General features: G+C 61.4%; 14 protein-coding genes and 1 tRNA gene. 10 read left to right on the top strand and 5 right to left on the bottom strand.

Annotated elements, in window-relative coordinates; all coding sequences use genetic code 11:
- Window positions 1-52: 52 nt before the first annotated feature.
- Both ACFR9U_RS19130 and ACFR9U_RS19125 read left to right on the top strand, forming a co-directional pair.
- Window positions 53-436, top strand: coding sequence for a DUF5820 family protein (locus tag ACFR9U_RS19130; protein ID WP_247378746.1), 384 nt, complete (start codon window positions 53-55; stop codon window positions 434-436).
- A 155-nt stretch (window positions 437-591) separates the two neighbouring features.
- Entirely contained in the window at window positions 592-1044 is a 453-nt protein-coding gene (locus ACFR9U_RS19125) for a UPF0179 family protein (protein WP_247378745.1), read from the top strand.
- A gap of 10 nt (window positions 1045-1054) precedes the next feature.
- Here the strand turns inward: ACFR9U_RS19125 and ACFR9U_RS19120 are convergent, their stop codons facing one another.
- Window positions 1055-1858 carry a M14 family metallopeptidase gene (locus tag ACFR9U_RS19120; RefSeq protein WP_247378744.1) on the bottom strand — a complete coding sequence of 268 codons (804 nt, stop codon included), beginning with the start codon at window positions 1856-1858 and terminating at the stop codon, window positions 1055-1057.
- A 65-nt stretch (window positions 1859-1923) separates the two neighbouring features.
- The gene (locus ACFR9U_RS19115; RefSeq protein WP_247378743.1) at window positions 1924-2412 is read right to left on the bottom strand and encodes a DUF309 domain-containing protein; all 489 of its coding nucleotides are present in this window, start codon (window positions 2410-2412) and stop codon (window positions 1924-1926) included.
- Window positions 2413-2835: 423 nt separating this feature from the next.
- Here ACFR9U_RS19115 and ACFR9U_RS19110 point away from each other — a divergent pair, with 423 nt between their 5' ends.
- The 8 genes from ACFR9U_RS19110 to ACFR9U_RS19075 all read left to right on the top strand — a co-directional run bounded on the left by ACFR9U_RS19110 (window position 2836) and on the right by ACFR9U_RS19075 (window position 11302).
- On the top strand, window positions 2836-3480 hold the full coding sequence (locus ACFR9U_RS19110; protein WP_247378742.1) for a helix-turn-helix domain-containing protein: 645 nt from the start codon (window positions 2836-2838) through the stop codon (window positions 3478-3480).
- 72 nt (window positions 3481-3552) lie between these two features.
- The gene (locus tag ACFR9U_RS19105; RefSeq protein WP_247378741.1) at window positions 3553-3942 is read left to right on the top strand and encodes a HalOD1 output domain-containing protein; all 390 of its coding nucleotides are present in this window, start codon (window positions 3553-3555) and stop codon (window positions 3940-3942) included.
- 428 nt (window positions 3943-4370) lie between these two features.
- Window positions 4371-5510, top strand: coding sequence for a tyrosine-type recombinase/integrase (locus tag ACFR9U_RS19100; protein ID WP_247378740.1), 1140 nt, complete (start codon window positions 4371-4373; stop codon window positions 5508-5510).
- A 1617-nt stretch (window positions 5511-7127) separates the two neighbouring features.
- Complete coding sequence (locus ACFR9U_RS19095; protein ID WP_247378739.1) at window positions 7128-7364, top strand: hypothetical protein; 237 nt, start codon at window positions 7128-7130, stop codon at window positions 7362-7364.
- A 223-nt stretch (window positions 7365-7587) separates the two neighbouring features.
- A tRNA-Leu gene (locus tag ACFR9U_RS19090) sits at window positions 7588-7671 on the top strand.
- Between the two features lie 474 nt (window positions 7672-8145).
- Entirely contained in the window at window positions 8146-9189 is a 1044-nt protein-coding gene (locus ACFR9U_RS19085) for a hypothetical protein (RefSeq protein ID WP_247378738.1), read from the top strand.
- Window positions 9190-9276: 87 nt separating this feature from the next.
- Entirely contained in the window at window positions 9277-10074 is a 798-nt protein-coding gene (locus ACFR9U_RS19080; RefSeq protein WP_247378737.1) for an inositol monophosphatase family protein, read from the top strand.
- 88 nt (window positions 10075-10162) lie between these two features.
- Window positions 10163-11302: a DUF63 family protein gene (locus ACFR9U_RS19075; RefSeq protein WP_247378736.1), complete on the top strand. Its 1140-nt coding sequence runs from the start codon at window positions 10163-10165 to the stop codon at window positions 11300-11302.
- Window positions 11303-11549: 247 nt separating this feature from the next.
- On the opposite strand, the gene ACFR9U_RS19070 is transcribed toward ACFR9U_RS19075, so the two are convergent.
- From ACFR9U_RS19070 to ACFR9U_RS19060, 3 genes are all read right to left on the bottom strand, one after another.
- Window positions 11550-13268: a YcaO-like family protein gene (locus ACFR9U_RS19070; protein ID WP_247378734.1), complete on the bottom strand. Its 1719-nt coding sequence runs from the start codon at window positions 13266-13268 to the stop codon at window positions 11550-11552.
- 39 nt (window positions 13269-13307) lie between these two features.
- Window positions 13308-14126: a transcriptional regulator TbsP gene (gene tbsP / locus ACFR9U_RS19065; RefSeq protein WP_247378733.1), complete on the bottom strand. Its 819-nt coding sequence runs from the start codon at window positions 14124-14126 to the stop codon at window positions 13308-13310.
- A 250-nt stretch (window positions 14127-14376) separates the two neighbouring features.
- Window positions 14377-16428 (bottom strand): hypothetical protein, encoded by a 2052-nt coding sequence (locus tag ACFR9U_RS19060; protein WP_247378732.1) that lies wholly within the window; start codon window positions 16426-16428, stop codon window positions 14377-14379.
- Between the last annotated feature and the right edge of the window lie 59 nt (window positions 16429-16487).

Genomic DNA, 16487 nt, shown 5'->3' with positions numbered 1-16487 from the left:
CCAGCGTCGTTCGACCGCGCCACTCATTGGTCTCGCCCGGCTACGACCGGCAATGACCTTCGAGGACCTCGCTGACGGGTGGGTGGTGTGGAACGAGGAACCGACCAAGTGTATCCTCGCCTATCGACCGGACGTGTTCGACAGCACTGCCTTCCCTGCGCCCTGTTTGCCGACCATCTATCTCACGAAAGGGAAACGGAGTCGCAGGCCGGGCCGGGACCGTCCGGCGTCGGACGACCCCTGGTACGTAACGCTGTTCCTGGAGCCCGAAGTCGACCACGGGGGCGAGACGTACGAGTCCCGCGAGGCTGCCGTCGAGGGCACCAAGGACCTCGCAGCCCGCTTTGCGAAGGGGGAGATCGACGTGCACGAGCTGTATCAGGTCCCCCGCGAGGAGTATCTCGCAAAACTCGACGAGTTGACTGGCCAGCAGTAGTCGCGTTCAGGACGGACCGCTGCATCCGCGACCGAGCGCAGTGAGGTCGCGTTTTTGGTTCACCGGAAGAGCTTGCTCTTCCGAGCTCCCACTCGCAAGCTCGCGGAAAAAGGTGGGGCGGGACACTTAACCGGAGCGCGAGGCTACCGCCGACTATGTCGAAGGTCACGCTCATCGGGACTCGCCTCGCGGAGGTGGGATCCGAGTTCGTCTATCAGGGGGAAGCGGACGTCTGCGAGGGCTGTCCCTATCGCGATCAGTGCCTCAATCTCACTGCGGGCCAGAAGTACCGTGTGACCAGCATCCGCGAGAACGCGAGCACGCTCGACTGCGGCGTTCACGACACCGGCGTGACCGCCGTCGAAGTCGAGCCCGCCCCCGTGCTGGCGAACGTCGACTCGAACAGCGCCTACGCCGGCAGCAAAGCCGCCCTGGAAGGCCCGTGTCCGTACACCGGCTGTCCGAGCCACGAGTTCTGCGAGCCCGCCGGCGCCGAGTTCGACCAGGAGTACCAGATCAGCGAGGTCGTCGGCGAGCCACCCCACGACTACTGTATGCTCGACCGCGACCTGACGCTCGTCGAGTTCGCGCCGTCGAACGAAGACTGACTCAGTTCCGTCACATCTCCATCGTTCCGACGCGGTTCGCGGCGTAGCCGAACACGTCCTCGTAGCCGTACGCCGAGAGCAAGATGGGGTAGAACGGCTCCTCGGCGACGTACTCGCGCTCGTCGGCAGCGGCGTACGTCTGGCCCGCGGTCACGCGCGCGAAGTTCGTCGCGAACACCTCGTAGGCGTCGGCAGCGGCTTTCGGCATCGGCTCGGTGAGTCGATAGATCGGGCGCTCCTCGGTACCGCCGTCGGCCGTGGGAGCCACCGTTTCCGGCAGCGCGCCCGTCGCTGCGAGGAACTCACGCGTGATGTCGACCGCGTTCTCGGCGGCCGTCTCCGAACGCTGGTAGCCACACTCGACCTCCACCAGCCGGCGTGAGACCTCGAACAGTCGCCCTTCTTTGAAGTCACACGTCTCGACGACCGCGTCGACCGAGAGGTGTGGGCAGACGCGCCGCTCGAACTCGTGGACGCGGTCGACGAGTGCGAACTTCCCGCCGTAGGACTGCGTCGAGTGCAGCGCGAGGATCTGGCAGTCGGCGACTTCCTGGCTGAGGCGGTGGGCGAGGCGACGCTCGTGGGTGTCGCCGTCGGGATCGCCCGGGAACGCTCGGTTCAGGTCCTCCTCGACGTAGCGGGTGTCTGCTTCGATGGCCTCCTCGTTCGCGACGATGAACTTCACCGCGCGTTCGAGGTCTGGCTCCGCTTCGAGGAGTGTCTCGACGGCGTGGACGCCACAGGGCTCGTCGCCGTGGATACCACCGATCACCGCGATCTGGGCGGGACCGTCACCGACCGTTTCGACGCGCATTCGTAGTCGGTACTGGCCAGTCACCTGTCTTAGTTCTCACGGGTTCGCCTCCGCCGAGCGGTGGGTCAGTGCTCCAGTGACTCGGCGTACTCGACGTCTCGCTCGCGTGCTTCCGGCCGTTCGTCGTCGAGCACGATCTGCCAGCCGTGCAGCGCGCTCGGGTCAGACAGCGCGTTCGTCAGGACGGTTCGAACGTCGAGCACGTCGACCCCGTAGAAATCGTTGGGGACGCCCTGGAAGTACTGCAACGCGGTGCGAAACAGCGACCGCATGCCGTCGTCGTCCTCGAAGTCGAAGTGCTTGTACGCGCCCGCCGCGACCTGCACCATTCCGTGGAGGAACTTGCTCTCGGGGCGTCCGCGACCGTAGTTGTACCACTCGTCTTCGAAGCAGTCGTGTGATTCGTGGTAGTCGCCCGAGTTGAAGAGTCGCACGCCGTGGACCGTCGCCCGCCGGAGCGTATCGTGTTTCCACCGGTCTCGTTCGGGGAGCCACCCGGTCGGTGTTCCCCGTGCTGGCGGCCCCACCGAGTCGTCGCGGGTGTGGTCGTCCATCACTGCATCCTACACCGCTCGCACTGGTGAATCCGTCGGTCGTAGCGACCCGTGACGTGGACGCGATCGTGGCGTCTCGGAGACCGGCAGGGACGGCTGGACCCATGTGAGGCCCCACGTGTCGTGGTCGGCCTCGGGAGACCGCGGCGGCGAAACGGGCACGGGACGAGGCCCGTTGGCAGGCGTGAAAACTGTCCCGGCCGGCCAGGGCAAGCCGGCCGGAAGGCGACGAGTCACGAATCGGCTCGGTGCGGTCGGATTGCCGACAGGGCGGATGTCGGCACTCGATGGGACGACGGGCAGGAAAAAAACGCCGGCGATGGCTCAAATCCTGCCTTTTGTGACGCTGTCACACACTTCGCGAGAGTCCTGTCGCGCCCCCGGTGTTTGATACGTCCCGGTCCCGTATTGGTGTCTCACCACATGCCGACCGTAGCCGAGTTCACGATCCCTGCGAGCGACTTTCCGCTGGGCGGAGCCTTCCAGCAGTTGCAGGGGGTGGCGGTCGAACTCGAACGGGTCGTTCCGACCGGCTCGGGAGTGGTGCCGTACCTCTGGGTCAGCGGTGTCACTGCCGATGCGATCCGGGCGGCCCTGACCGACCGTCCGGAGATCGAGACGATGCAAGTGGTCGATACGATCAACGATCAGCACCTCCTCCGCGTCGTGTGGAGCGTGGAACACGACGGTATCCTCCGGAGCATCGCGGATTCGGACGTGTCGATGCTCTCTGGCACGGGCACGGCGACCGAGTGGATCTTCGAGATTCGGGCGGAGGACCGCGACGATATCGCGCGGTTTCAGGAACGCTGTCGGGAGCGGTCGATTCCGGTCCAGATCAGCGCGATCACGCGACTGAGCGAGAACCTCTTCAGCGATCGATACGGGTTGACGGCTCCCCAGCGCGAGGCGCTGCAGGTCGCTTTCGATCAGGGGTACTTCGAAGAGCCGCGGGAGGCGACGCTCGAAGAGATCGCGGGAACGCTCGGCATCACCAGACAGGCCCTCGCAGCCCGTCTCCGCCGCGCTCATCGGAACCTGATTCGACACACGGTCGCTCCGCCGTAGATACCCCTATATCAAGGGATTACATAGTCAACAGTCAATCTCAATCACGCGACTGGGATAGCTAACTCAGCGATGAGCGATGGCAACGACGCGGCGAAGTCAAACCTCAGGGAAAACGGGTCAGATGGCCCCGCTCCGCCCGCCTCGATCCCGGTATCGTACACGGAATCGTTCGATACCCTCGACTACGACGTCGATACCGACTCGTATCGATCGTCCTTCGACGTCACCGTCGACACGCCGAGTTTGGCAGTGATCTCGGCAATAGCGGCGGTCACGGGCGTGGCGATCACCGAACTGGACCCGCTGCATGGCGTTATCGATCCGGACGCGTTAGACAAACTCTGGCTTTCGTCGGGGACGACGGAGCGCGCCGACTCGCGAGTCACGTTTCCGTTTGCTGGCTACGACGTTTCTCTCTCTCGCGACGGGCTGCTCTCGATTCGACGAGAGGGGGTTTAACGATCGGCTACTGGCACGTGAGGCCGATCCCGACTTCCGCGAGTAGTTCGCCCGCCCACTGTGTGTGATTACCATACGACAGTGTCTGATTGCTGTACTGACCCATCGCTGTCTCCGAGCGTGACGACGCGACGTGAGCCACGGGCACCGTCGAGTTCTTGACGCTTGTCTGTCCACGGGACGTCCTCGACGCGGAGGAATGGGTGACCGATGAGGGTGAACGTCCCGAGCCGGCAGCCGACACCGGAAACGTAGGATATTCAAGCCGGACCGTCGAAGCAGAGACCGCGTGCGAGGGTAGCCAAGCCTGGAAACGGCGGCGGACTCAAGACTCGCTGGCGCTCGTCATATGGGACCGTTGTCGGGCATAGCCCTCAATCCCCATCTCGTCTTCCGATTCCTGTGGGCCGTGCAAGGAGACAGAAACTATGCACGAGTCCACTTCCGTAAGCAGTACTGGCACAGAATCCGTTGAGATTCCTTTCCCGCTGGTACCCGAAGATGCTGCCGAGTTGCTGAGCGACAAACAATTGTTTGACTACAGGAACAAGCGCGAAAAGTTCGCTCAATGGTTGTTGGTGTTCGGGAAGCGTCCTGAGAGCATTACTGGCTACTCTGTTCACACCGCAAAGCGGTCCATGTATCGGGTTGGCTACTTTGAGCGGTGGGCATGGGAGCAGGAAGGAGAGTATGTCGCTTTCCCAACCCGCCAGAACGCCGATGCCTATCTCAAGGACCTTGCCTATAGCGACTACTCCGCGTCGCATAAGGCCGGGTGTCAGCAAGCTCTGAAACGATACTTCCGCTGGCGGGCGCACGAATTTGACCACGAAGAGTGGACCCCCGAACACACCTTCTCGACGGACAATACCAACCAGCCGCGAGACTATTTGAGCATTGAGGAGCGGCAGAAGATTCGACAAGCAGCATTAGAGTACGGTGACTTGCCGTACTATCAAAACTACACTTCTGAGGAACGTGAGAGAATGAAACCCTACATTGCCGAACGTGTAGACAAACCAACCGACCTGCTAAGCCGTGACGACTGGAACGGGCTTACAAGTTGGAAGTTCACTTCGTTGGTATGGACTTCGCTTGATACCGGACTTCGACCTGTAGAAGTGAACCGAGCTACGACTAACTGGGTTGATACGGACAATGCAGTCCTTCGTATCCCGGCTGATGAGTCCTCGAAGAACCGCGACAATTGGGTTGTGAGCGTCCGTGAGGAAACGGCGGAGGTACTTGACAAGTGGATGCAGGAACGTCGTCACAAGCCAATGTACGACGATACGGATGCTCTGTGGCTTACACAGAAGGGCAACCGCTACAAATCGCAGTCCCTTCGGCGGCTAATTCAACGGCTCTGCGACCGTGTGAGCATTGAGTACGGAAACCGGAAGATGAGCTGGTACTCGATACGGCACTCTGTTGGAACCTATATGACCCGAGAGGAAGACCTTGCGGCGGCTCAAGCGCAGTTACGGCACAAGAGTCCTGAGACGACAATGAAGTACGATGCTGCCCCGGTAAGTGACCGCCGTGATGCACTGGATAGGATGGGATAATCCGATTACAGAGCTATCTGGTCATATGGTCTGGCTGCATAGAATTGCAGGTGTATAACAATACTACGACGCCCGGACTGAAAGCGAGAAGCGAGAGTTACGACGGGAAGCATTCGATATGACAGAGTAGCCACCCCAAATATAATTATATCTAATTATATATGCTCCCTGTTCGTGTTTATTGAGGTACGTTGGAATATTGAGTGTAAACCACAATTCCATCAAAATTTTATATTGTAAAGTTATGTAGAAGATGGTGCTTACGGCTACCGTCATCGGTGGAGCCATTTCCATAACTTATCCAAATTATCCAAATGAGTTCTAAAGTAGTTATATGCCGCTTAGAGAGATTTTTATTTGAGATGATGGATACTACCTATCTCTCTCAAAAATCTGTTGTGGGGGAACTGAGGCTGCTTAGAATAGACATGAGGTGATATGTTGGCCTCGGTTGTGCTGTGAATCAATCTGCGGAGGATTAGTGCCAATTGTTAGTTGATTTTCTTTGAGTATACCGTAGTCCATTGCTTAGCGGCAGGAAGGTCAATGAGCTTAATGGATTACTGAACATAGAATATTACCAATCCATCTATTATTCTAATTGATTAACGGCAAGAACCCGGCAAGAGATAGTGTTCAGTGATAGTATCTCAATATATTCCTATACTATTGTTATACTATATTGAGGGTGGTATTGTACTACTGTATGTCTTTACGGCAGGAAGGTGGCGATAGATAGTGTTCAGTGATAGTTTCTTTATCTATTCTATACTATTACTATACTATATTGGGGGCGGTCATGTACTACTGTATGGGAACCCAACGATAGGTAGGAAAAGGGAGAAAGAAGAAGACTGGGCCGGGTTCTCGCCGCTAACTGAACTGCTGCCTGATTGTGTCAGAACAGTCTCAGACGACGGGCAACTGAGGAAAGAAACTTGTGACGTATCCTGCCAAGCGGAGCCGGGCAGAATTTTACATTGTTAAATTCTGGTGTTTGTGGCAGCGCTGGGCCATCTCTCCGCCACTCGGCTGTGCTACCGACCATCGGATACTTAAAACCGCCAAATTTTCTCTACCAACCTGCTAATCTCTGAACCCCCTACCCCTTTTACTGATGTCAAAACCTGCCCTGCGTTCCCGCCGTTAAGATTTTTGTGAGCTGGTTGTAGAATCAATTTCCGTGGAAGTGTACCTCAGTAGATAATATACTGCACCAAAAACACCTGTCAAAAGAACAATGGTAAACCAGATTACGCTCTTTGCGCGGCTTTTTTTCGAGGCATGATTCGCAACAGCAGTGGCAGTACAAAGCCATAATATACCAATATAACCAAGTAGGAGGTTAGCCATCTTTTCTAAGAGTAATATCACTATACCCTATAATATTGTCTATTGGAATAGAATCTACAGCCAACATATTCGCGCCTCGTTCACAGCTGTTAGACGTTCGTGGGAAACCTCGCACCGAAGTGTTCCAGCGCTCACCTCCTGTTCTAAACAGTATCGCATACTTGTAAAATGAGTTTGTCCTTGCCTTTGGGAACAGAAAAGTAATCTATCGGTCGCCAGAGAAAGAAGGAAACCTATTTTTAGCTCTTGTTTCTCAGACCAAATATGGCAAAGCTCGGCCCTATCGAAATTGAGACAGGATACGGTCTGCTCTTTATCGTGGGCTTTGCTATCTGGCTTGGTGTTCCCGTGCTTAATTCCGTGTTTGATACTACGGTCATGACAGGAACCGCATCTTTGCCTGTTGTGGGAAGCAACCCCATCTATTCAGTGGTAGGTGGCGGAAGCGCCCTTACAGGATTTGTCTCCTATCTCGGGCACCTATTCGGCTGGTGGCAGTGAGTTATAGGCCGTTCACCACCTCTTGTCTCACGAGCAGTCGCCGGACACAGGAACCAATACGTCTCTAAGCCAGTGTCTTTTGTGAATACTGAAAATGGCAAGTGGCTGTAGTCCACTTTCGTACAACCTTTATACCAGCCAAGGCTGAAAATGAAGTACGGCTCCACCGGAGTCGGAAAACAATAAAAAGAGATACCGAAAACCGCGCTTAGCGCGGTTGCGTGCGAGGGTAGCCAAGCCTGGAAACGGCGGCGGACTCAAGATCCGCTCCCGTAGGGGTCCAAGGGTTCAAATCCCTTCCCTCGCATCGCAGTCCGGCGTCACCACGCGCCGGACGAGATGCACGGAAGGATTTGAATGACGGCACGCCGCAGGCGTGTTGGTGGTTCAAATCCCTTCCCTCGCACTGTTGGCCACTACGGCCCCTCGCAAACAGTGCGCGGAAGTCCGCGGGCGAGGCCGACGATCGGGAGGCCTCGTTGTGAACGGCGCGTCGCGCCGTGAACGGAGCGGCCTTCCCTCGCAAACCTTACTGACGTCGACGCTCGCTACTGACGAGTGACATATAAAGCCCCGTCTCAAACCGGCGCATTTCTAAATATGGGCCATTCGGCAAGTAAGAGTAGCTACTACTATGCGACGTCGTGCATTCCTTGCGACAGCTGGGACGCTACTTACGGCGGGGTGTGGGGCCTTGACTGGTGGAAACGGTGGTGGCAGTTCCGATGGGCCTCCCAAACACAGGGACGATATCGGCGTCGACCCGTCGTTCGACGAGAACGTGAGGATAGACAATCCCGACGTCGAGGGGAACGTCCGCGACGTCGACGCGAACATCGACGGCGAGTTCAGCGTCGACATCAACGTGAGCGACATCGACGGCGAAGTCGACGCGAATATCGGGGCGAACCTGGGGGATGATCGGGGCACGGCGACGCCGGAGAATCAGAAGGCGACGAAATACATCATGAAGGCCCGGGACGAGCTGACGACCGCCCACCAGGAGTACGCGAAGCAGGCTTCGAATCGCAACTCCATCCTCGCCGTCAGGCCCACCCTCGGCTCGTTCTCCTGGTTACCCATCAAGCGACACGTCAAGAAGGCCATGGACCACCTCGAAGAGGGCGCCAAGTACGCGCGAGGGGGCCAGGCGAACAACGTCCTCGCGCTCGAACACGCAGGATACTTCCTGCTACTCGGCGCGAAGGCCGACGGACGGCTCATCAAGGCGTTCAAACACTTCAAGTTCTCCCGGGACCGGCTGTACAACGAAAGTCTCGTCCAGTCGACGATTGCGCGGCGGCGGATGAACACCGACTGGAAGGAGGCCCGCGACATCTACCGCGAACTCGATAAGAAGATCAAGCCAGAGGGGTTGAACGTCCTCTCCCAACTCGACGAGCGCTACTACGAGCGAAAGAATCGACAGCTCGACAACGGGATCGCCGCCTTCATCGAATTCGACGACAGCCTCAAAGCAGCGAAACAGGGGCTCGAACGCGTCGAGCCGGGCGTCGATGCGTACCTCGGCGACGAATTTGAGCGGGCCGTCGACGAGTTCACCCGCGCGAGCGCCAGGTTCGGCGTGGCGAACTCGCCGCTGACGGTCACACGGGACAAAACGGGACTCGCGTCCGTGGCACGGGACTTCCATACCGTCATCAAAACCATGGAACAGGCGACGGAAGACCTGCGCCGTAGCTCGCAGGGGAAAGTAGACGGCGATCGGTTGATCTACTACGAGGCCCAACGGTCGGCGAAACAGCACATCGAATCGAACGAGACCGTCAAGGACATCTCCTCGTTCGAAGATATCCGGCTCTGACCGTCCGGTCGGCGTTCGCGTTTCGACTCGCGCGTGTCACACAACCCAGAGCAATGGGTCTATGTCCGTCGCCAGGGAGCACCAGGTATGGACGAGACTCCGCTCGAACTCGCGCGGGAGGCCGCCCGCGCAGGCGGTGTAGCTGCGAACGACCGTTTTCGAGAGGCGATCGCCGTCGAGACGAAAGCACACAAGAACGACCTCGTGAGCGCGGCCGACACCGCTGCGCAGGACCGCGTCGTCGAACGGCTCGGCGCGTCGAGCGATGCGCCGGTCGTCGGCGAGGAAGACGAGGACCGAGCCGAAATTCCGGCCGAAGGGATGGCGTGGGTCGTCGATCCGATCGACGGGACGGCGAACTATCTCCGAGGACTTCGGTTCTGGACGACGACCGTCGCAGCGGTCGAAGACGGCGAGCCGATCGCGGCAGCGACCGTGATGCCGGCGCTCGACGACGAGTACGTCGGCGGCGAGGGGGAACCGACGTTGAACGGCGACCCGGTGACGGTGAGCGGTCGGGACGACGTCGAGACGTTCGCGGTGGCTGTCCTCGGGTGGGGACCGCACGGCCAGCGCGAGGCGTACGCGGCGCTCAGCAGCGCAGTCGTCGAGCGGTGCGGTGACATGCGTCGGTTCGGGAGCATGCAGTCGGCGCTGGCGTTCGTGGCGAGCGGCGGTCTCGACGCGGCGGTGACGACGCGTCAGCCGAGTCCCTGGGACTCGGTGGCCGGCGTGCACCTCATTCGGCAGGCCGGCGGAACCGTGACCGACCTCGCGGGTGACCGGTGGCAGCACGACAGTACCGGTCTGGTCGCCTCGAACGGTCGGGCACACGACGAGGTGCTCGCGGTCGCACAGGACGTCGTCGACGACGTGGACGGGTAGCAGCGGAACGATCGCTGACGGGTTCGGTCGTGCAGGGAGGAGACATCGGACCGGAAACCTGAAACGGTCGGCTCGCGGGGGTTCGACCATGCAGGTGACAGAGCAGTTCGATACCGGCCGTGCGTGGGTCGGAACTGCACTCGCCGCCCTGGCTGTGTTCGTCGTCGGCTCGCTCGTCCTCACGGAACAGGTGTACTGGGGATTCATCTGGCAGTACTTCTGGGGACCAGTGTACGCTGACGCGCACAACGCGGCGTGTGCGGTCCACGGTGCCGGCGGCACGGAGTTGTTGTACCAACCGAGTGCGTGCCGAGCCGCGATCCAAGAGGGGCTGATCGTCGCCGAACCGGGCTATACGCTCGTCTCGGAGGTCGGGTACATGATCATCCTCCTGTTTTCCCTGATCGGTGTGCTCCAGCTGCTTCGCGCACTCGACATCGGCACCGACAGAAGCCTCTTTTTCTCGCTCGTGCCGTTCATGCTGTTCGGCGGTGCCCTCCGCGTCGTCGAGGACGCGAACGACGCCGTTCCCGAAGGCGTCTCGCAAGCCATCGCCTACCCGTGGAATTCCCTCATCATCAGTCCGATCATCTACTTCACCGTCTTTTTCATCACGCTCGCCGCACTGATCGGCGCGCACAAACTGGAGGGTGCGGGCTACGTCGAGGCGTACAGCTACCCGCTGGCAGCCATGGGGAGTGTCGCCTTTCTCCTCACCTTTGGCTATCTGACCGTCCTCGGGGTCACGACGGAGTACGTGAGTTTCTATCCGCAGGTGCTGCTTTCGGTCGTCCTCATCGCCACGCTGCTGGCCGTCGTCATCTGGCGCGGTGTCGATTCTGTCGTGCCCTCGGTCAACGAGGGAACGGGTCTGATCGGACTCGTGGTCATCTGGGGCCACGCGATCGACGGCGTCGCGAACGTGATCGCTGCCGACTGGCTGGGCCTCCTGGGCGTGAATCTCACCTACAGCCCGAAACACCCCGCGAACGAGTTCATCATTAACGCGACCGAAGCGATCGTCCCACCCTCCGTGCTGGCCACGCTGGGATCCTCCTGGCCGTTCCTGTTGGTCAAACTCGTCGTCGCGGTCGCGGTCGTCTGGGTGTTCGACGCAGAAATCTTCGAGGAGAGCCCGCGCTACGCGTTGCTGTTGTTGGTCGCGATCGTGGCGGTCGGTCTCGGGCCCGGAACCCGAGACATGATTCGGGCGACCTTCGGCATCTAAAGCTGCTCTAACGTCGCCTTCGGGTAGTACTGGCCGCCGCAGTTCGGACACTGTGCAACGGTCACTGAAGTCCCCCCACGTGTCACCTGCTGGCGGACGAGCTCCTGCCCACAGTCCACACACGGGAGATCGAACTCTGTCGTCATCGCGAACACGGGGTACTAACGAACCGGCGAACAACCCCGTGTAAACAACTCCCACGGTTTCGCATAAGCTTTGGTATCAGACACTCTACTGTTCGATCCGGTCAGGGGAACGGATGATGGTCTCGGTCGAGCCGTGGCTCGAACCCGATCTCCCGGGGGACCGTCTCGGCTCGTTCTCCGAAGTACGGCTCGTCGAAAAAGAGCGGTTGCGCCGCCGGGACGAGGGCCCGGACCGTCTCGAATCCGAGGGCTGCGACGTCTGGCGTCGTCGTCCGCGCCGCGTACACGTCGAGAGCGGCATCGCGGAGTCGGTCGATGACGGTTTCGAGGTGCGACGTGCCGGTCGGGACCGCCTCGACGCCGACGCTCTCTGCGGGGACGGAGCCGTCCGCGTCGAGGAACGCCTCCGCAGCGGTGGGGCGGTCGGCGTAGTGGCCGATGGCGCCGCTGGCGTCGGCGGCGGTCTCCCGACCCATGCCACGCAGTTCGAGCCAGTTCTGGATGGCTTCCGCGAGTGCTGACCGGGCAGCCGTCGCCGCGTCGAGGTGGGCGCTCGATCCGAGCGCGAAGCGCGGCCACTCGTCCCGGTGGACGGCCACGGCGACGACGGGCACGTCCACGTCCTGCGTGAGCAACAGCGGGGTAACCGCCAGGTCCTCGGAGCGCGCCCGCGTCACGAGCGTCTCGAAGTCCTCGTCGTCCACGTCGAGTTCGAGCGGATCGAACGTCGAGTACCAGGACAGCATCGCGGCGTCACGTTCGATCACCTCGTAGAGCCCGCTCAGGAGTGCTTCGACGGCGCCGTTCCCCAGTCCGAGTCCGGTCGTGACCGCCGAGCGGAACCGCTCTGCCGGCGGCGGGAAGTGCACGAACTCGGCGGGCAACTTGACGTCCCCGCCAGTGACGAGGTTCTGGCCGCGGACCCACTCGATCTCCGTCTGTGCACTCGGGTCGGTCCACAGCTCTCCGGCCGGTCGGACGAACGCCGACGGTGGCACGGCGTTCTCGATCTCGGACGGCGGACCGGTCTCGAACTCCTCGAGGCGGTAGACGCCGGCGCAGTAGCGTTCGAGCCCCTCGCCGAGCGCCTTCATGAACGCGCTGTTCCAGTTCGTGTCGACGCCGGCCGCCTGGTTCGCGGCCGTCGCGTCACTGAACCGCGAGGTGTCGGCGAGCGTCGCCAGGTAGTACGGGACTGGGAACGATTCGGCTTCGCCGACCCGGGTGACGATTCCGACGCGGTCGTCGAGCGCTCCTTCCGCCAGGGCGAGCGACTCTTCGAGGTCGCGATCGACGACAGTGCGATCGAGCGTGCGGTCGCGCGCTGGTTGGCACTCACAGTGGGGCACGGGGAGGAACCGACGTTCCGCGTGGGGAATCTCGATGACGCCACCCATGACCGTCGATCCTTTCCCGGCGAGGAGTCGGGCGGCCTCGCGACCGGCGACCGCCCCGGCGAACCTGGTCGTCTCCGGGTTCGGAGCGGCCTGGGGTTCCTGGGAAGGGTCCGCGTTCGCGCCGACGCGAGTCCTGAGACAGTTGTAACACCCGGTCTCGGGGTTGAATCCGGAGACGGCCGCTTCGACGACGGGATAGCCGCCGAGGCCGCCGATCTCGACCGCGAGCCAGGGGATTCCCAGCGTCTCGGCGGACGTGTTCACCGTCTCGAACACGACGTCACCGGCCTGTCCAACCACGACTGCGAGTTCGACCTGGTGGAGGTCGTCGGGGGCCACGTCGGTTACCGTGACGTCGACGTCGTCGAGCGCCGCGGCAACCGCATCGCGCGCCGGCCCCGAACCGACGAGGGCGACAGTCATTACTGACGGATAGAGACCGGGGGAGAAAAAGCGCCGGGGTCAGTTCGAGAGCAGACTCTGGGCGACGTTGGCCAACTGGTCCGCTTCGGCGTCCTGGAGTCGGTCGTCACCGAGCATCAGCCGGAGCCGCGGGCGGCCGACGTCGATCGGGACTTTCTCGGTGTCGATGAGACCCATGTCTTCCAGTTTGGTCTTGGTGCGAGAGAAGGTCGCCTTCGACGCGAGACCGATGTCCTCGCCCCACTTGCTGATGTCGTACAGGAGCTCGCCGTTTTTCGCGGCAACGAGGAGACTGATCGTCACCTCGTCGAGCCCGTCCCCGTTACCGCGGGCGGTCTGAAGAGACGCGAGCACCTGATCGAAGTCGTCCGCCGTCGTCTCGCTGATGTCCGCGGAGAGCGTGCTCCGCACTTCCGTCAGCGGCGGGGTCCGCAGCGTGTACTCGTCTGCAGACTCCCAGTTTTCCGCGTAGCGGTCACGCGCACTCTCGACGAACTCCTCGTCGCCAGTCGTCAGCCCCGCAACGTGCTCGCCGGCCGTCACGATCGCGACGACTTCTTTTTCAGTGATGAGAAGTGAGTTCTCCGGTTCGGCAGACGTCGTCCGAACAGTGAGGGTCCCGGCATCGACCAGGTTCGCTGCCCGACTCGCAACGATGAAATCGTCCATCACGTCCTTGAGCGGTCGCTCACCGGCCAGCAGCTTGACGCTTGGCGGTGATTCCAACTCCGACATCACCGACACCAACTCTTCGATGGTCCGATGTGACGGGTTTACGACGTACAACTCCGTGTCTGTGGTTTCTAACTCCGCCCCGAGCAACTCCGTGATTCCGTCAGTGAGTAAATTTTCACTCATCGTCCTATGAATGTATATATTGTTTAACCGTATTTAATTTTATCGTTGATAACGAGTTGAATTACGCGCGTTGGGAGTAAACACCGTCAGTTGATGGGGAGTAAATATATGTCTTGCGAAGCAATATCAAAAATGAATATCCGAGAAGGGAAATACGACGACGGAGCCGCACCTGGCAGGAGCCGACAGCACCGGCTCTCCGGACTGACTGCACGCGCGGCGATCTGTCAGAACAGTTGCTCGCCGGGGCTCAGAACTCGTCGGCGAGTTGCGTGGCGAGTTCCTGTGACCAGTGGAACTCGTTGTCGTAGATGACGGGGAGCGCTCGCTCCTGGAGCACCGAGACGAGTTCGTCGGGGGCGAGCGTGGTCCCCGTCGTGGTCCCGTGGAGGAGTGACTCGTCGCTGACCGGCGGGTGGTAGCTGTCACCGATGTCGCGGGCGGAGACGGCTTCACAGGTGAGTCGGTACCCGCCGTCGACCCGTTCGAGCCAGCCGACCGTCGGACTCGTCGGCGTCGGCGCGAGGGTGTACGTGCCGTCGCCCACGACGGTGTAGTCTTTCCCCATCATGATCCGCCTGCGGGAGAGTTGCATCGCCGGTTCGAGACCGAAGCCGTGGACCAGCAGGCGAGCGAACGCCGTCCCGACCTTCGCGGCCTGCCGATCGAGCACCTTCGTGAGCGTGACCGCGCCGGCGACGCTTCCGCGCTCGACGAGCTCCAGTCCCTCGTGATAGGAGCCACAGGCGTTGAGGAAGAACGTGCGCGCCCGGCACGTGTCGAGCGAGGAGGCCGTGAAGGTACCGTCGGCACACTGCAGCCCGTTGGTATCGCAGTGGCCGATGTAGTGAACGAAGTCGTTCTCGGCGGCGAACACGTCCGCGAGTTCGTCCCGGCGCAGGTGCTCGTGAACGGTCACCGAGAGCGGCAGGTCTGCCGACCGTTCCCGGTAGATGTCCGCGACTGCGGCGTGCTCGTCGGCCATCGCGTCGTCGTTCAGGACGACGGTCACCGAGAGTTCCGTCCCTCGCCCACCCTGGTACTGTCGCCGGTTCTCGTAGGCCGCCGGCGTCGTCTTGAACGCGTCGATGGGGGCCCCCGACGCGAGCCAGGCGTGGACGCGGCCGGCCTGCAGTTCCGGCTTCACCATGTCGACCGAGGCGACCGGCGCACCGCTGGCGCTCCCCGACCGATAGCAGTCGTCGAGCGTTCGTTCCAGCAGCTCGGTCCCCCGCAGCTCAGAGGATTCGGGCAGGTAGATCAGACTGAGCGCGTCGAGCAAGTACGGGAGACACCGTGCGTTCGTCGTCTCTGGGGCCGCGTACGTCGAGAAGTGCCACTCCGGGAGGTACGTCGCGAGATCGTCCTCCGACACCCAGAAGTATCGCGCCAATCGCTCGGCGGGGGAGAGCTGCCGAATCCTCGCGGGGGCCAGCCCGAACCGGTCGGCGAGTCGTCGCCGCTGGTCGGTCGCGTCGGTCTTCACGTCGCGCACGAGCGTATCGAAAAAGAACACCTGCCGTAACAGCCGCGTGACGCCGTGCTGGAAGGTCGGCAGTTCCCGGAAGCGATACTCGAAGTCGGCCGACGGCGCGACGAGCCGCGGCACTGGCCGATCGGCGACCGTCACCTCGGCACCGAGGTAGTACGCCAGCGGCGCACCGACGAACAGGTAGTCCATCGATCGGGGCACCTGAAGCTCGATCCCGGTGTCCGGCGTGGCCTTCCGAACGGCGTCGGGAATCGACGTCTCGTCACCGACTTCGACCATCGGCGGATGGTCGCGCAGCGATGGGTGCGAGCGCTCGGGGCCGGTCGTCCGCAACGCTGCAGAGAGATGCGTGATCGCGGTCGCGATGCCGTCGGGCGTTCCCGGCACAGTGATCCTCGCCGGGTCGTCGCGGCGTTCGTCGAACCCGAAGGTCACTGGCGCCGAGTCCTCGAACGAAACGGAAAGCGAGTCCCCCTCGCGGCGAACTGCCGCTGGCCCCTCGAAGCGTAGCGTCACCGCCAGTTCTCCGGGCGACTCGCTCATCGCCTGATGACACGTCAACCGATACGATCCCGAATGCAGGGTCACCCCGTCTCCGATCTCGTACTCGCGTTGTTCGGCAGCGTCGAGTAGCGTCGCGTCCCGAGCCGGGACGGTGAGCGACGACACGCGGCCGGTCAGCGTCTCGTCGACGGGTTCCGTGAGTGTGGGTCCGACAGCGCAGTCCTGCCAGTCGGCAGTCTGGACCGTCACCGAACCAGTGTCGCCGATGGCTCTGACACCCCCACTTGCTGCGACCCACACCATCATACTACGGAACCGAGAACGTGCTACTCGTCCATTACTTTTCGGACGGTATATCGCCGGGT

Source organism: Halorientalis brevis, from assembly GCF_042678165.1.
Taxonomy (GTDB): Archaea; Halobacteriota; Halobacteria; order Halobacteriales; family Haloarculaceae; genus Halorientalis; species Halorientalis brevis.
The sequence above is the reverse complement of the archived record's forward strand: the minus strand, read 5'-3'. Positions and strand labels throughout refer to the sequence as shown.

Bases quoted from the DNA above. Each gene is read 5' to 3' on its own strand.
- ACFR9U_RS19110 (WP_247378742.1), top strand. From the start codon at position 2,836: ATGCCGACCGTAGCCGAGTTCACGATCCCTGCGAGCGACTTTCCGCTG.
- ACFR9U_RS19115 (WP_247378743.1), bottom strand. From the start codon at position 2,412: ATGGACGACCACACCCGCGACGACTCGGTGGGGCCGCCAGCACGGGGA.
- ACFR9U_RS19125 (WP_247378745.1), top strand. From the start codon at position 592: ATGTCGAAGGTCACGCTCATCGGGACTCGCCTCGCGGAGGTGGGATCC.
- ACFR9U_RS19105 (WP_247378741.1), top strand. From the start codon at position 3,553: ATGAGCGATGGCAACGACGCGGCGAAGTCAAACCTCAGGGAAAACGGG.
- tbsP (WP_247378733.1), bottom strand. From the start codon at position 14,126: ATGAGTGAAAATTTACTCACTGACGGAATCACGGAGTTGCTCGGGGCG.
- ACFR9U_RS19100 (WP_247378740.1), top strand. From the start codon at position 4,371: ATGCACGAGTCCACTTCCGTAAGCAGTACTGGCACAGAATCCGTTGAG.
- ACFR9U_RS19060 (WP_247378732.1), bottom strand. From the start codon at position 16,428: ATGATGGTGTGGGTCGCAGCAAGTGGGGGTGTCAGAGCCATCGGCGAC.
- ACFR9U_RS19130 (WP_247378746.1), top strand. From the start codon at position 53: ATGACCTTCGAGGACCTCGCTGACGGGTGGGTGGTGTGGAACGAGGAA.
- ACFR9U_RS19075 (WP_247378736.1), top strand. From the start codon at position 10,163: ATGCAGGTGACAGAGCAGTTCGATACCGGCCGTGCGTGGGTCGGAACT.
- ACFR9U_RS19080 (WP_247378737.1), top strand. From the start codon at position 9,277: ATGGACGAGACTCCGCTCGAACTCGCGCGGGAGGCCGCCCGCGCAGGC.
- ACFR9U_RS19120 (WP_247378744.1), bottom strand. From the start codon at position 1,858: ATGCGCGTCGAAACGGTCGGTGACGGTCCCGCCCAGATCGCGGTGATC.
- ACFR9U_RS19095 (WP_247378739.1), top strand. From the start codon at position 7,128: ATGGCAAAGCTCGGCCCTATCGAAATTGAGACAGGATACGGTCTGCTC.
- ACFR9U_RS19070 (WP_247378734.1), bottom strand. From the start codon at position 13,268: ATGACTGTCGCCCTCGTCGGTTCGGGGCCGGCGCGCGATGCGGTTGCC.